Source organism: Paenibacillus sp. cl130 (assembly GCF_900116035.1).
GTDB lineage: Bacteria > Bacillota > Bacilli > Paenibacillales > Paenibacillaceae > Paenibacillus > Paenibacillus polymyxa_B.
This window is the reverse complement of the sequence record NZ_FOYG01000004.1, coordinates 147,287-162,128: the sequence shown is the minus strand read 5'-3', so window position 1 is coordinate 162,128 and position 14,842 is coordinate 147,287. Positions and strand designations below refer to the sequence as shown.

Below are 14,842 nucleotides of genomic sequence, written 5' to 3'. Positions count from 1 at the left end.
AATTACCTACTATGCGAGTACGTCGGTTTCCGTTACAATATGTCAGTGTGATTCTGGCATCGGCAGATTGACGCGTACTTGAACATTATTGGAGGCTTCTATTTTTTCATGCAAAACGAATCTCATTCTAACGTAAAAATCATAACGGCCGATCCGAGTGCGATCGGCCTGTTTGGCTTGGCTATCGTAACGCTTGTGGCTTCATCCCAAAAGCTTGGTCTCACCGAAGGCTTAAGCTTCATCATCCCTTGGGCTATATTTCTCGGTGCTTTTGCGCAGCTGTTTGCCTCCATTCAGGATGCAAAACATAACAATACCTTCGGCATGACGGCATTTGGTGCTTACGCCTTCTTCTGGTTAGCCGTAGCTAGTAGCTGGATGATTAAAATGGGCGTATTCGGCCCTGAGCTGGCGTCTGCTGTAGACGGCAAGCAGCTCGGCTTTGCCTTTGCGGGCTATCTCATCTTTACGCTCTTTATGACCATTGGAGCGATGGAGACGCATAAGGTTCTATTCTTTATTTTTGTGTTGATTGATTTTCTGTTCCTCGGTCTTAGCTTCGATGCATTCGGCGTTGCACCAGAGATATTCCATACCATCGCCGCTTATGCTGAAATGGGCATTGGTCTGCTCTCACTGTATGGTACAGGAGCTGCCGTTCTGAATGCTCATTTTGACCGTACATTCCTGCCCGTCGGACGTCCTTTCGGCATTTTCAAGCCACGTCCTTAGCTGTATATGTAAACCCACAAAGCCGCCTTTCGCGCCGATCCGCGTTAAGGACGGCTTTATTCCTTTTCCATCACTCCCTCCGTATCAAAAAATACTAAAGAGAGTCGTTTAGTGAATATAAAAGCCCACAATGATAACAATATACATAAATTGCAATCAAAGGGATATTTTAAAAATGACACAAGACGAATCTCGTACCACATTTCCGCAATTTCCCCAAACTTAGTGAAGATATTCAGGTGGATGTTGCCATTGTAGGTGCGGGGATTACTGGCATTACCACTGCTTATTTACTTTCTAAAAAAGGACTAAACATTGCAGTCGTCGACACAGGGCGGATACTTCATGGGACAACGGGCCATACTACCGCCAAAATTACCGCACAGCATGATTTGATCTACAGCGAGTTTCTTTCACATTTTGGCAAGGAAAAAACCCGGCTTTATTACGAAGCGAACCACAACGCTCTTCAATTTATCAAGCAAACGGTAGAAGAGTTTAATATCAATTGTCAATTTACAGAAGAAGATGCCTACGTTTATACATGTGCAGATACGTATGTGGAAAAAATATCTGCCGAATATAAAGCCTACGAGGAACTTGGCATCCCGGGAAGTTATATCGAACAAACGCCTCTACCGTTTTCAACTAAAGCAGCTATTAAGATGAAAAACCAAGCCCAGTTTAATCCGGTACCTTTCTTAAGATATTTGGCAAACCAAGTCATCCGTCAGGGCGAGAAAATTTATGAACAAACCACCGTTGTAGGTGTGGAAAAAGGAAACCCCGCAATCATGTCGTATCCTCCTCGCATTTTCCATTCAATGATCCAAACGGTCTTTATTTTGCGCGATTGCATGCCGAACGGTCTTATGTACTAGCAGTCAAAACCGATAAAATCTATCCGGGTGGTATGTACCTAAGTGCGGAAACCCCGAAACGTTCGCTTCGCTCCGTAATGGTTAACGGAGAACCGATGGGTTATCGTCGGTGGGGAAGGCCACAAAACGGGACAAGGAATCTGTACTTTCCAGTACTATGAAGCTTTAAAAAAGTTCACGGAGCAAAAATTTGGATTAAAGGAGATCGTTTATCGCTGGTCGGCTCAAGACTTGTATACGTTAGACAAACTCCCTTATATTGGGCAGGAACTATCGAGCATTTCTAACATCCTCGTTGCTACGGGGTATAGAAAATGGGGGATGACCACAAGTGTAGCGGCAGCTTTATTAAATACAAATCTGATTACCAGAGAGGAAAGTCCGTACCAGGATTTTTTCTCCCCTCCAAGATTTTATATGGACCCCGATATTAAAACATTTGTGACTCAAAATGCGAATGTGGCTAAACATTTGATTGCTGGGAAATTGGGGATCAACTACAAAAAAGCCGAAGAACTGCAGCACGACGAAGGGGCGGTCATTCGGGTAAACGGAAAAAGAGCGGGCGCATACCGAGACCCACAAGGAGCATTACACCTAGTGGGCACAACATGCACCCATATGGGTTGCGAAGTCGAGTGGAATGAGGCGGAAAGAACATGGGATTGCCCTTGTCATGGCTCACGCTTTTCATATCAAGGCGAAGTCATTGAAGGACCGGCAAAAAAATCGCTTGGCAAGGTTGAATTCGACAAGAGCCCTACATGAAGAGCTACACCCCAGTAACCCAACCTTTTCATAGCTCTGAATAAACATAGTTACGCTGGACAACATACCTTTGAGAATCATAAAAGAAAGGTGATCCTATGATAAGCCAACGGTCTGCATTAGCGGCGCATGAGTCCCTAGAGATCCACGAAGCGCTTAATTTTAAAACGTTATGCTTAGCCAAGTCCAAATTAATGCAGGGCTTAGTATTCGATCAAGAGCTAAAGGATTTAATGGAAAAAGATGTTCAGCAATCTATACAAGCTATTGCCGATTTGCAAGCATTGTATGTTAAAGCACCGTTTCAGGCACCTGTTCCAGAATTCCGTCCCACACCAATATTAAATTGAGGTGAATGATGTGACATTAGATCAGATCCAGTCCGCTAAAATGGATTATGTGGATCCAAAAAACTCATTAAATATGCCAGAAATGGCAGACACGACCTTAGCGATGGATTTTCTGATTCGCGTCAAGGAAGGGGTTCGAAATACAGCCATAGCCTTGACGGAAACCGTCTCTCCAGATGCTAGAACTCTGTTGCGCAATCAATTGCATCAAGGCATCGCGCTTCATCAGGAAATCACTGATCTTATGGTACGAAAAAAATGGTTTCATCCCTATGATCTGCAAAAGCAGTATCAATTGGATCAACTATCAGCCAACAAGACGGTGGACATCAGTAAAATGAAACTGTTCCCAGACAATACCACCCGCAAGGGTATGTTTGATCGCACGCCCGATGAACATATGGGAGGAAACCAGGCATGAAAGCAGTGACCTACCAAGGTATCAAAAATGTTGTGGTTAAAGATGTTCCGGACCCGAGTATTCAAAAAGCCGATGATGCGATTGTCAGACTGACAACAACCGCTATTTGTGGTTCAGATCTGCATCTCATTCATGGAATGATTCCGAATCTACAAGAGAATTATGTAATTGGGCATGAGCCGATGGGGGTTGTAGAAGAAGTCGGCAGCGGCGTAACCAACTTGAAAAAGGGAGACCGCGTGATCATCCCGTTCAACATAGCGTGCGGTGAATGCTTTTATTGTAAAAACCAATTGGAAAGTCAATGTGATCATTCTAATGAGCATGGAGATATGGGCGGTTTTTTCGGCTATTCAGGAACAACTGGTGGATATCCGGGTGGACAAGCTGAATATTTACGTGTGCCTTTTGCCAACTTCACTCACTTCAAAATTCCGGAGAGTTGTGAACATCCTGACGAGAAGCTTTGCCTGATTGCTGATGCCATGACTACTGCATTTTGGAGCGTCGATAATGCCGGAGTGAAGAAGGGAGATACTGTCATTGTTATTGGCTGTGGGCCGGTAGGTCTGTTAGCGCAAAAGTTCGCCTGGTTCAAAGGGGCAAAACGAGTCATTGCGGCAGACTATCTGGATTATCGTCTGCAACACGCGAAGCGCACCAATCACGTGGAGATCGTTAATGTGGAATCGCAAGAAAACGTTGGCAACTACCTGAAGGAGATGACCAAAGGAGGCGCGGACGTAGTTATTGATTGCTCCGGCATGAGTGGTAAAATGTCTCCGCTGGAATCCTTGGCTTCTGGTCTCAAACTTCACGGTGGAGCTTTAGGAGGGTTGGTCATAGCCACACAAGCTGTCCGCAAAGGCGGGACCATTCAAGTTACCGGGGTATACGGCGGACGATATAACGGTTTTCCTTTGGGAGACATTTTTCAGCGAAATGTTAATTTGCGTACGGGACAGGCTCCCGTTATTCACTATATGCCATATATGTATGAGCTGATTGATACGGGAAAGGTGGACCCAGGAGACGTTGTTACACACGTCATTCCGTTAAGCGACGCCAAACGTGGATATGAAATTTTCGATACCAGACAGGATAATTGCATCAAAGTTGTGCTTAAACCTTAAACTATATATTGGAGTATTGGAGGTAAACGTCATATGGTGTATGGCCTGCATGAAACCCTTGAAGTCCATGAACTATCAGCGTTCAAAGCAGTATGTTTTACCAAGTCCAAAACAATGCAAGCATTAATCTCTGATCCGACTCTCAAAGCTATATTACAGCAGGATGTTGACTTATCGACCCGCCAATTACAAGAACTCGGCACCCTCTTAGATCGAGCCATTTCACAGGAGGTTAAGCCATGAATACACTGTTGGAGCATTTGACCGGACTGCATACCTTAACGGACCAAGTCATTGCAGCCGATTTTCTGAACGCGGCCAAAAGCAGTGTGAGAAATTACGCTATGGCCGTAACAGAAGCGGGAACTCCAGAAATTAAGGCAATTCTCACAAAGCAACTGGATGAAGCTATTGATACGCATGAGCAAATTTCCACGTACATGATTGAACGCGGCTGGTATCACCCTTGGAACGTAAAAGAGCAGCTTTCGATGGATCTGCAAAATATCAATACTGCATTGCAAGCTCCCGTTTTGTAAAGAGATAAAGTACGTTCTTGCTTATCTATGAAACCCGCAAAGTCTTCTTTCACGCCGATCCGCGTGAAAGAAGGCTTTTGGGTTTATCTCATTATCTTCATTATTCAGCTTGCCAATTCGGCATCCGCTCTGCCGGATAACGAAGGCCTGCTGCCATTCCTTTGGGGATAATTGCGTTAATAGTCTCCATTTCTTCTGCGGACAAAACCACATCAACTGCTCCTGCATTTTCCTCTAAATACGTAACCCGCTTGGTTCCTGGAATCGGTACAATTCCCTCCTGCGCAAGCAGCCATGCCAACGCCAGTTGAGAAGGTTTGACTCCTTTTTGGGCAGCAAGGTCCTTAACATGCTGCACGAGGTCCAGATTTTTCTGGAAATTCTCAGGTTGGAAACGTGGCACCGAGCGACGGAAATCATCTTCTGCAAAATCATCAAACTTCTGAATTTGCCCGCTCAAAAATCCGCGTCCAAGTGGACTGTAGGCCACAAATTCGATACCCAACTCCTTACACGTCGGTATAACTTCATCTTCCGCTTCCCGGCTCCATAAGGAGTATTCCGTTTGCAGCGCTGTAATCGGATGTACCTTGTGAGCGCGTCGAATGAGCCCAGGAGAAGCTTCGGACAGCCCCAAATAGCGGACTTTTCCCGCCTGAACCAAGTCACTCATCGCGCCAACCGTTTCCTCGATAGGTACATTCGGATCGACACGGTGCTGGTAGTACAAATCAATCACATCTACACCCAGTCTTTGCAGGCTGCGGTCACATGCCTCTTTTACATATTCAGGACGGCCACTTACACCCATAAATGCGCCATCTTCCCCGCGCATAATGGAAAATTTAGTGGCCAATACGACTTCGTCACGGTGGCTCCGCAGGACTTGGCTAATCAGTTTTTCATTTTTCCCCACACCGTAGACATCGGCAGTATCCCAGAAGTTTATCCCTAGCTCCAGCGCACGATGAAGCGTTTTGATCGACTCCTGATCATTCAACTCACCGTAATATTCGGACATTCCCATGCAGCCCAGACCCAGTGCAGATACTTGAAGGTCGCTGTTACCCAGTTGTTTCTTTTTCAATTTTTATCACTCCTAAATTATCAGAATAGTCATCGCATTTCCTAATCACTACGTCACATTCCGTATGTTACTACTTAAAGTTAACTTGAAGTCAAGCATTGTCTTGTATATGCTATTTCAAAATTTTTTAGAAAAATTTGATTTCCGGGTTGTAAGAGGCAGCTGTAAATTTCCTATATATATGAGAAACGAATTATCGCGCGAGATTCGGTTTCAAAATAATCCAATTGGAGGTTTAACATGCCAGCAAACTACTCTTACACCAAAACGTCCGATGGTTTCCATGTTATCATCACGCCAGCTTCGAATATTCAAAATAAAAATATTCGAAGCCGGATCACACAGCAAACCGATTACGGGATTAATGGGGGCTTCTTTAACCCAATCAGCACAACAAAGGCGCCGACCGAGTGTTTGTCTATCGCGGTCACACCTAATAATACCCATGATACTAAGGCGAATGCCAAAGGGAATAGCCGTGGTACAGCATTTGTATACACGGAGAGCAACAAAACGAAAATAGGGATTACCCGTGCTTCAAGTGTGACGGATCTCAAAAAACAAATGGGGACTTCGATTACGTATAAGTCTATTATTAGCGGCGGTAGCCTGTCGCTGAAGAAAGAGGAAGAAGCATGGCTTGAGGATTTAAAAGATATTGAAAAATTTGATTTGAACGGAACGTTGCGATACACCGATTCCACCGGGCGAACTGGCCTGGGCTTCAAGGTCGTAAATAATGTTTGGCAGGTCTACCTGGTTGTTCATGAAAATGCGACACTGAAACAACTTCGCAATTATTTTATTAAACAGGATTGCTTTGAAGCCATTCTTCTTGATGGTGGAGGCTCGTCCGGTATTCAAGTTAAGAACTCTGCAGGCACTATGGTTAAGTATGAGCAAACACGTTATATCTACAACATGGTAAAACTCATTAATATCACCTAAGCCTTATGATATAACGTGCTTGTATAGGAGTAAGGAGGCCTTACCGGCCTCCTCTATAAATCATCCAGCACAACGATTTCCAATGCCAGGAAAACAGGTGTTACAGGGTACACATAAGAAACTTCAATCGGTTGCCCCGCTTGTAATTGTGCTGGATTGATTAATTGCCTCCGCTGACCATCCATCTGCTTATAAATATGTGTATCTGGGACAGATATATAGACCGATTGGATAGGTTTTTCCGTTGGATCATCACTTTGGGGTAGTTCTTTAGCAAATTGAACAGGCTGTTCAAATCGGACCAAATAGTCCATGGTGGGGGCTGCTAAGGGTTGTTCTACTTCTTTTTCAATTCTTTCAATACTTTCGATTTTGGCACGCCCTGTGTATACCGTTGTGCTTTCCAGACGGACTAAGTCAAAAATAGATTGAGCCACCGCTCCATTAGATTCGTTAACCGGCGTAGCCGATTCTGTTGTAGAACATGCAGGCAGTAATGCTGCCGCAAGCAAGACAAGGACAAGGGCAGAAACTCTATTTTTCATAAGTGATCCTCCCTAATCTGGTTTATAGAATATGTTCACTATTAAGACGCGGACAGGAACAATTTGGTTGCTTTAGTCTGTATTTATCCATTACATTTTGAAAGGTGTGCAATTATATGTTAAAAAAACTCAGTTTGGTAGCTCTCGCTGCATCAACACTTTTAGTAGGAAGCTCTATTACGGCAAGCGCTGATTCTACTGTAAATTACGATCATTTGCTCTCGGCAGGGACCACTAACGCTTTCCTGGCCATGGAAGATGGATCTTCATTTTATGCAACGGGAAGTAACAGTGATGGCAAGCTCGGCGTAGGCGCTGGCGGAGGGAATAATAAAACAAGCCCAATGCAAGCAGATGTATCCGACATCGCAATGATTGATGCTGGTGATTTGCATTCAACTTTGCTCAAAAAAGACGGAACCATCTGGTCTTGGGGGTTTGCAAGTTACGGCGAACTAGGGACAGGGAATAAGAGGGACACGGCAAGAGTACCTGTTAAAAACAAATATATTGATAATGTTAAGGAAGTGAGAGCAGGAGGTCAATTTACGCTTGCGCTCAAAAATGACGGCACAGTGTGGGCTTATGGAGAAAACAACTTTGGACAGCTGGGGATTGGCACAAAAGGAGTTTCCGCCTTTTCCGTTAAGCCTGTTCAGGTACAAGGTTTAGAAGATATTGTATCCATTGATGCTGGTGACAGTTTTGGCGCAGCCCTGGACAAAAATAATCAGCTATGGGTATGGGGACGTGGTTATGACGGCGCACTGGGGCAGGATGACAAAGAAAACCAGCTTACCCCTGTTCAATATCGAATTGATGATATCAAAACTTTTACTGCCGGAACTGACCGCATTTATGTACTAACGAACAGCGGAGAAGTATATGCTTCCGGGAGTAACACTTCTGGAAAGCTTGGGGATGGAACCTCTACTTTTAGAAGATCACCCGTATTGATCAATGTTTCCAATGTAAGTAGACTGAAAGCAGGCAAAACTCAAACTTTTGCACTTAAAAATGATGGAACTCTTTGGGGCTGGGGAACCAATAATGAGGGACAGGTAGGTGACGGGACCGATGTATTTTCTGTTAAAGTCCCATCCCAAGTTGTAGATGACACAAACACGCCACTAACCGATGTAGTAGCATTCAGTGCAGCAGGAACCCACTCCCATGCTTTGACAGCCGATGGGACGGTTTGGTCCTGGGGATATAACAAAAACGGCGAACTGGGAATCGGTAGCACCAAGGAACAATATGCTGCCACGAAAACGAATTTCCCAAATCCTTTTTCGGAATAACCAATATTCTTATCCTTAATAAATTGTTTAAGGAATACGCTTAGCCCTCCGTTTTTTCCAACCCCAAAAAAGCAATAAGGGCAGTCCAATCAACTGCCCTCATTGCTTTTTATTTTCATTTAGAGCTGCTTTATTACAAATAAAACTATGATTATGTATGAACAGAAGCGCTTCAGTAGCTTCTGGACGGTAGGGAAATTCATTTACAGAGCTAAGGCTTCTTCCGTAATCTTTTTGATATCAATGGATGAAGGCGTTTCTTCCTTGACCATATCGGGCAGGATATTTTCCAAAAAATAATCAACACAATGTAATTGAATATTCTTGATTTTCACAAGTGCATTACGGTACATGACTATAAATTCTTTTTCAGTATTTCCCCGCTGTAGTTCGGCAAATGCTTCGTACACCTGATCCATCTTGTCAGCAACTTCAAGGATCAAACCTTCTACTGAATTATCTTTGCCTTCCCGTAACTGTTTGCGAAAAATAGCTTTAAAATCCTCGGGAATATTCTCTTCAATAAAATACTCAATCATACCTTCTTCGACCTGCTGGATTAATAATCGTAGTTCCTTAGAGGAATGCTTAACAGGCGTTTTGATGTCCCCAATAAAAATTTCCCCGTAATCGTGACTGCTCGTAATCTCGTATAGCTTTTTCCAGTCAATACTGACACCATTTCTCTCTTCAATATCAGCCAGCGTTTTAGCGTATTGTACTACTTTCCAAGAATGTGCCGATACGCTGTGTTCCTCGAATTTAAACTTACCCGGACAACGGATGATTCTTTCCAGCTCATTTAGCGACCGAAAATACGTGTGAATTCCCATCATTGCATCCATCCTTTAACATATATGAGATAGTCAATATAAACCCCACTATAAACCTCAACTATTAACAGCAGATTATCGCAGTATCAAGTTGAATCCACACATGTAGCACATATACAATTTTTGCTATACACTTTATAAAAGGGGAGTTGCAAAATCCTAAAAAAAGTATAAAGTGGTGAAATCGTTGTTCAAAATCCTACTAATTGAAGATGATGAAACTTTGTTCCATGAAATGAAGGATCGGTTAACTCAATGGAACTATGATGTGTATGGCATCCAGGATTTTAATAAAGTCATTCAGGAATTCACAACGATAAAGCCTGACCTGGTCGTGATAGATATTCAATTGCCGAAATTTGATGGGTTTCATTGGTGTCGAATGATTCGATCCCACTCTAACGTGCCCATTCTTTTCTTATCATCACGGGATCATCCTACGGATATGGTGATGTCGATGCAGCTTGGCGCGGATGATTTTATCCAAAAACCGTTTCATTTTGATGTACTCATTGCAAAATTACAGGCGACACTCCGCCGCGTATATAATTACAATACAGAACCTGTCTCCCTGAAAACATGGCGTGGAGCGACGGTCGATTATGAAAAAAACGTAGTAGCCAATGAGGCTGGCTCCATCGAATTAACCAAGAACGAGATTTTTATTTTGAAGCTGCTGATCGAACAAAAAAATAAAATTGTCGCACGAGAGGAATTAATTAAAAGCCTCTGGGATGATGAACGTTTTGTCAGCGACAATACCCTGACCGTCAACTTGAACCGCCTGCGTAAAAAATTAGACGAGCTGGATTTGGGCCGTTTCATTGAAACGAAAGTCGGGCAAGGCTATATGGCTACAGAAGAGGCACCTGCCTATGATTAAAAAATACCTTATAGAGAGGCGGAGCTGGATTCTACTGTTTGTGTGTCAGCAATTCCTGATCCTGTTCATTGCTTATGTGGATGCAGCAATTCCGTTAATGCCGATTCTTTATATTGTCTTCTTATCTATGATGATTTTCTTGGTTTTTTTAATCATTCGCTATCCCAAGGAAACCAAATTCTATACCACACTAGAAGAATGGGAGAGCCCTCTTGAACTAACGGGTATAGGCGAACCGGAGAGTCCGTTTGAGCAAATCATTGAACAAAAAATCACTGACCAGACCGTACGGTTACAACAGATCATCTCGCAAAATCAATTGACACTTGAACATGAAAAAGATGAATTATTATCCTGGATTCATGAGGTAAAAACACCTTTGACCACCATGCATTTGATGATTGAGCGGTTGGACGATAAGCCCCTAAAAGCTCAGCTAACCTATGAATGGCTACGAATTCACTTACTGCTGGATCAACAGCTCCATCACAAACGCATATCCTTTATTGAAAATGATCTGTATGTCGAGCAAGTGAATTTAAAATCTCTTGTTTTTAATGAAATCAAAGCATTACAGTCATGGTGCATCCAAAAAGGGATCGGTTTTGACATCCAATTGGAGCACATGGAAGTGCTGAGTGATGCCAAATGGCTGGCTTTTATCATCAGACAGCTCTTAACCAATGCCATCAAATATAGCGATGCCAGTGATATTATCATTCACAGCTATGAACAAAGGGATCGAATACAACTTGAGGTCCAAGACTTTGGGCGCGGTATTGATCCGAAGGATATACCCCGTATTTTCGAGAAAGGTTTTACCTCCACAACCCAACATTCTGATCATACTTCAACGGGTATGGGGTTATATTTAACGAAAAAGGCAGCACAGTCCTTGCTCATACATATAGATGTGCACTCCAAACCGAACGTGGGTACAACCTTCACTTTAATTTTTCCCAAACGAAATGATTTCGTGAGCATGGTGAGCATGTGACAGAGATGTCACATGCTTTTATGTATTGTTCGCCCAATCAAAGGAAAAACATCGGCTCTATTTTTATAATAAGGCTACAAGAACAATAAGGAGTGCATCGAAGTGAGTATTTTAGAAGCCCATAAAATTCATAAAAGTTACGGTAATAAGTTAAATATGCAGGAGGTTTTGAAGGGAATAGATATCGTCATTGAAGAAGGAGAATTTGTCAGTATTATGGGAGCCTCCGGCTCAGGTAAAACCACACTGCTGAATGTTCTTTCCTCTATTGATAAAGTGAGCCAAGGCTCCATTAAAATCAATGATATCGAAATGACGAAAATGAAAGAAAAGCAACTGGCTGAATTTCGCAAAAAGCATTTAGGCTTTATTTTTCAAGAGTATAATCTGCTGGATACGCTAACTGTGAAGGAAAACATCCTCTTACCGTTATCCATCACCAAAACCCCTAAAAAAGAAGCCAACCAAAAATTTCAGGAAGTAGCTACAGAACTGGGAATTTATGAGCTCAAGGACAAATACCCCAATGAAATTTCGGGTGGGCAGAAGCAGCGTACATCTGCGGCCAGAGCGTTTATTCATGAGCCCAGTATTATTTTTGCCGATGAACCTACAGGTGCACTGGATTCCAAGTCGGCTTCCGATTTATTAAATAAGCTGGGCCAATTAAACCAAAAACGCAAGGCAACCATTATTATGGTCACGCATGATCCTGTCGCTGCCAGCCATTGCAGTCGGGTCATTTTTATTAAAGATGGGCAAATGTATACGCAGCTTCACAAAGGCGAGCAGGAAAGACAAAGCTTTTTCCAGGATATCATGAAAACCCAAGGGGTCTTAGGCGGGGTCCAATATGAACATTAATCTGCTCATTCTAAAGAATTTGAAAAAAAACCTTAAAAATTATTACCTTTATGTTTTTGCTCTCATTTTTAGTGTTGCGCTCTATTTCGCTTTTGTCACATTACAATACGATCCCTCCATGGACGAAGTGAAGGGTTCTGTTAAAGGTGCAGCTTCCATACGGGCAGCATCCGTTTTACTGGTCGCCATTGTCTGCATCTTCCTTTTGTATGCTAATAATATCTTTATAAAAAGACGCAGCAAAGAAATTGGCCTATTTCAATTGATCGGAATGACTAAAAATAAAATTTTTCGCATCCTGAGTGCTGAAAACTTAATTCTATACTTCAGTTCACTATTCATCGGAATTGGGGTTGGATTTTCCTTTTCCAAATTAGTGATCATGATTTTATTTAAGACGACGGGCGTCGAAGCCATTGCCACTCTATATTTCTCTAACCAAGCACTGACTCAAACACTCATCGTTTTTGGTATCATCTACCTATTGATCATGCTCATGAATTATTCTTTTATCAAAAGACAGAGTATTTTGTCTTTGTTCAGAGTAACCTCAACCACCGAAGGGAAAATCAAGAAAATAACGATCTATGAGATGATCATCGGGATCATTGGAGTTTCATTCATCGCTTTAGGATACTATGTTTCTTCCAAATTGTTTGGTGGAGACTTTACATCCATGAATGAGTTATTTATGGCTATGGTGTTTATTTTGGGCTCTGTCATCATCGGAACACTCCTTTTTTATAAAGGATCCATCCGCTTTATTTCCAATATCATCAGAAAAAGTAAAGGCGGCTATTTGAACATTAATGAGGTGCTGTCTCTCTCATCCATTATGTTCCGCATGAAATCCAATGCTTTATTGTTGACCATTATTACGACGGTATCGGCACTTGCCATCGGTTTACTCTCCTTAAGCTATATCGCCTATTATTCTGCGGATCAAGCAGCTGAGGACAATGTGCCTTCCCATTTTGCAATGACGAATGTACCGGATGCTGAGAAATTCAAAACGTTACTTCAGGAGCATGACATAAAGTATCTAGAAAAGAAAATTGAAGTTATTCAAGTCAGCGTGAACACAGCGCAAATTATGGACACTCCTCTGGAAGGATTAAATATCGGTGCGAATTCCATGACGTTGCCTGTCATAAGCGATCAATCTGTGAAGGGTACGGATGTATCTCCAGGCCAAACGATTTTAACAGGCTATAATGATTTGTTACAGAAATTCATGTCCTTGAAAAACTCAGGTCCATTGGATTTGAAGGGAAAAAAAGAAGTCATACATCAACAATATTTGGGTCTAAAAAAGGAGTACGTGATTCCCTACTATTTCACAGCCGGTGGATTACCCACTGTCATTGTAGACGAAAGTATCTTTGAGCGGCTAAAGAAAGATGCAAATCCTGAGATTCAAAAGAAGTCATCCTTATATATTGGAATTGATATGATAAATACAGAACAGATCAAAGAAGCCGATCGTCTCTTTGCAGCTGCGAATTTTAATGATCAACAAACATCACGCCTTGAAATGAGCAGCAATCAGAAGCGGAACATGGGAGTGATCATGTTTGTAGTTGGCTTTTTAGGACTGACCTTTCTCATTACATCAGGCTGCATCCTTTATTTTAAGCAAATGGATGAGAGTGAAGACGAAAAAGCCAATTACACCGTGTTAAGAAAGTTAGGGTTCACTCAAAGTGACCTGCTTAGAGGCATTAAAATAAAACAACTCTTTAACTTCGGCATTCCACTAGTAATTGGCCTTTCACATAGCTATTTCGCCGTTCAATCTGGCTGGTTCTTGTTTGGAACTGAAATTTGGATGCCTATGATCATCGTTATGGTGCTGTACACCGCCTTATATTCCATTTTCGGGATACTATCCATCCTGTATTATAAAAAGGTCATTAAATCAGCATTGTAATCGGCAAAAAGCAAAAAAAAGCCCCAGGCGAAAGCGCTGGGGCTTTTCCAAATATTTGAGCATTTTCGTTCCTATGTGTACAATAAAATAACTATCATCGTAACCCCAAAGGGGGAGAGCTTATTTTATTATTAATCATCAATGGCATCGGCATCGTAGCCAATATCATACTCTGTTCCTCTGTAGGCGTGGCTATTATCGTAGGAATCCTCTTTTTCCTGATTGGCTTGCCTGAGTTTAAAAGATCGCCGAAACTCACGAAAAAGGCTAAAAAAGATATCACCTATATTATGTCAACCCTATTAACTCTCCTTATATTCGTAGTTATTGTTTCTTGGAATCTCCATACTTCAGGTGACCTGTTTCTTGAAGGTCCGCTAACACCGCAAATGAAGTTTCACTGGGGACAAAAGGTGTTGATGCTAGGGTTACTGGAGGGCTTATGGGCTGTCATCAGCCTAAAATGGCTGTTGCCTATCTTTTTTGATCCGCTGGATCTCAGTAAGAAGCAAATCCTTGTTTTAGTAAGCGGGATTGTATTTAGTGTGGTTTCAGGTATTTATGCCCTGCTTGAAGCAAGTTAAAAAGTCTCGCTCTTCTCTGTTAAGGACAGGAAGAGCGAGACTTTTT

Annotated in this window: 16 protein-coding genes and 1 pseudogene; 14 read left to right on the top strand and 3 right to left on the bottom strand. The window is 42.4% G+C overall.

Annotated elements, in window-relative coordinates; genetic code table 11:
• The first annotated feature begins 108 nt into the window (after positions 1-108).
• The 7 genes and pseudogenes from BM358_RS13105 (at position 109) to BM358_RS13075 (ending at position 4,824) form a co-directional block, all read left to right on the top strand.
• Positions 109-732: an acetate uptake transporter gene (locus BM358_RS13105; protein WP_023991024.1), complete on the top strand. Its 624-nt coding sequence runs from the start codon at positions 109-111 to the stop codon at positions 730-732.
• A gap of 209 nt (positions 733-941) precedes the next feature.
• Positions 942-2,381: pseudogene (locus BM358_RS13100) on the top strand (FAD-dependent oxidoreductase); the annotation flags it as partial.
• Positions 2,382-2,479: 98 nt separating this feature from the next.
• On the top strand, positions 2,480-2,731 hold the full coding sequence (locus BM358_RS13095; RefSeq protein WP_028540904.1) for a hypothetical protein: 252 nt from the start codon (positions 2,480-2,482) through the stop codon (positions 2,729-2,731).
• A gap of 40 nt (positions 2,732-2,771) precedes the next feature.
• Positions 2,772-3,152, top strand: coding sequence for a spore coat protein (locus tag BM358_RS13090; RefSeq protein WP_049828363.1), 381 nt, complete (start codon positions 2,772-2,774; stop codon positions 3,150-3,152).
• The gene (locus BM358_RS13085) at positions 3,149-4,285 is read left to right on the top strand and encodes a zinc-dependent alcohol dehydrogenase (RefSeq protein ID WP_025719159.1); all 1,137 of its coding nucleotides are present in this window, start codon (positions 3,149-3,151) and stop codon (positions 4,283-4,285) included. The genes BM358_RS13090 and BM358_RS13085 overlap by 4 nt, the downstream gene beginning before the upstream one ends.
• Positions 4,286-4,318: 33 nt before the next feature.
• Entirely contained in the window at positions 4,319-4,528 is a 210-nt protein-coding gene (locus BM358_RS13080; RefSeq protein WP_028540906.1) for a hypothetical protein, read from the top strand.
• The gene (locus tag BM358_RS13075; RefSeq protein ID WP_028540907.1) at positions 4,525-4,824 is read left to right on the top strand and encodes a spore coat protein; all 300 of its coding nucleotides are present in this window, start codon (positions 4,525-4,527) and stop codon (positions 4,822-4,824) included. Before BM358_RS13080 ends, BM358_RS13075 begins: the two co-directional genes overlap by 4 nt.
• A 100-nt stretch (positions 4,825-4,924) precedes the next feature.
• Here the strand turns inward: BM358_RS13075 and BM358_RS13070 are convergent, their stop codons facing one another.
• Positions 4,925-5,911 carry an aldo/keto reductase gene (locus BM358_RS13070; protein ID WP_028540908.1) on the bottom strand — a complete coding sequence of 329 codons (987 nt, stop codon included), beginning with the start codon at positions 5,909-5,911 and terminating at the stop codon, positions 4,925-4,927.
• Positions 5,912-6,151: 240 nt separating this feature from the next.
• On the opposite strand from BM358_RS13070, the gene BM358_RS13065 reads away from it, so the two are divergent.
• A complete protein-coding gene (locus tag BM358_RS13065; protein WP_023991026.1) occupies positions 6,152-6,859 on the top strand; it encodes a phosphodiester glycosidase family protein in 708 nt (235 codons plus the stop codon).
• Positions 6,860-6,912: 53 nt separating this feature from the next.
• Here the strand turns inward: BM358_RS13065 and BM358_RS26890 are convergent, their stop codons facing one another.
• Positions 6,913-7,404, bottom strand: a complete 492-nt coding sequence (locus tag BM358_RS26890) for a hypothetical protein (protein ID WP_028540909.1) — start codon at positions 7,402-7,404, stop codon at positions 6,913-6,915.
• 116 nt (positions 7,405-7,520) lie between these two features.
• Here BM358_RS26890 and BM358_RS13055 point away from each other — a divergent pair, with 116 nt between their 5' ends.
• Positions 7,521-8,705: an RCC1 domain-containing protein gene (locus BM358_RS13055; protein ID WP_028540910.1), complete on the top strand. Its 1,185-nt coding sequence runs from the start codon at positions 7,521-7,523 to the stop codon at positions 8,703-8,705.
• 203 nt (positions 8,706-8,908) lie between these two features.
• On the opposite strand, the gene BM358_RS13050 is transcribed toward BM358_RS13055, so the two are convergent.
• On the bottom strand, positions 8,909-9,538 hold the full coding sequence (locus BM358_RS13050; RefSeq protein ID WP_023991029.1) for a YfbR-like 5'-deoxynucleotidase: 630 nt from the start codon (positions 9,536-9,538) through the stop codon (positions 8,909-8,911).
• A 187-nt stretch (positions 9,539-9,725) separates the two neighbouring features.
• Between BM358_RS13050 and BM358_RS13045 the strand changes: the two genes are divergently transcribed.
• The 5 genes from BM358_RS13045 (at position 9,726) to BM358_RS13020 (ending at position 14,796) form a co-directional block, all read left to right on the top strand.
• Entirely contained in the window at positions 9,726-10,421 is a 696-nt protein-coding gene (locus BM358_RS13045; RefSeq protein WP_028540911.1) for a response regulator transcription factor, read from the top strand.
• Positions 10,414-11,418, top strand: a complete 1,005-nt coding sequence (locus BM358_RS13040; protein ID WP_028540912.1) for a sensor histidine kinase — start codon at positions 10,414-10,416, stop codon at positions 11,416-11,418. The genes BM358_RS13045 and BM358_RS13040 overlap by 8 nt, the downstream gene beginning before the upstream one ends.
• 102 nt (positions 11,419-11,520) lie before the next feature.
• Positions 11,521-12,282 carry an ABC transporter ATP-binding protein gene (locus BM358_RS13035; protein ID WP_028540913.1) on the top strand — a complete coding sequence of 254 codons (762 nt, stop codon included), beginning with the start codon at positions 11,521-11,523 and terminating at the stop codon, positions 12,280-12,282.
• The gene (locus BM358_RS13030) at positions 12,272-14,212 is read left to right on the top strand and encodes an FtsX-like permease family protein (RefSeq protein ID WP_028540914.1); all 1,941 of its coding nucleotides are present in this window, start codon (positions 12,272-12,274) and stop codon (positions 14,210-14,212) included. Before BM358_RS13035 ends, BM358_RS13030 begins: the two co-directional genes overlap by 11 nt.
• A gap of 188 nt (positions 14,213-14,400) precedes the next feature.
• Complete coding sequence (locus BM358_RS13020; RefSeq protein WP_028540915.1) at positions 14,401-14,796, top strand: hypothetical protein; 396 nt, start codon at positions 14,401-14,403, stop codon at positions 14,794-14,796.
• Positions 14,797-14,842 lie beyond the last annotated feature (46 nt).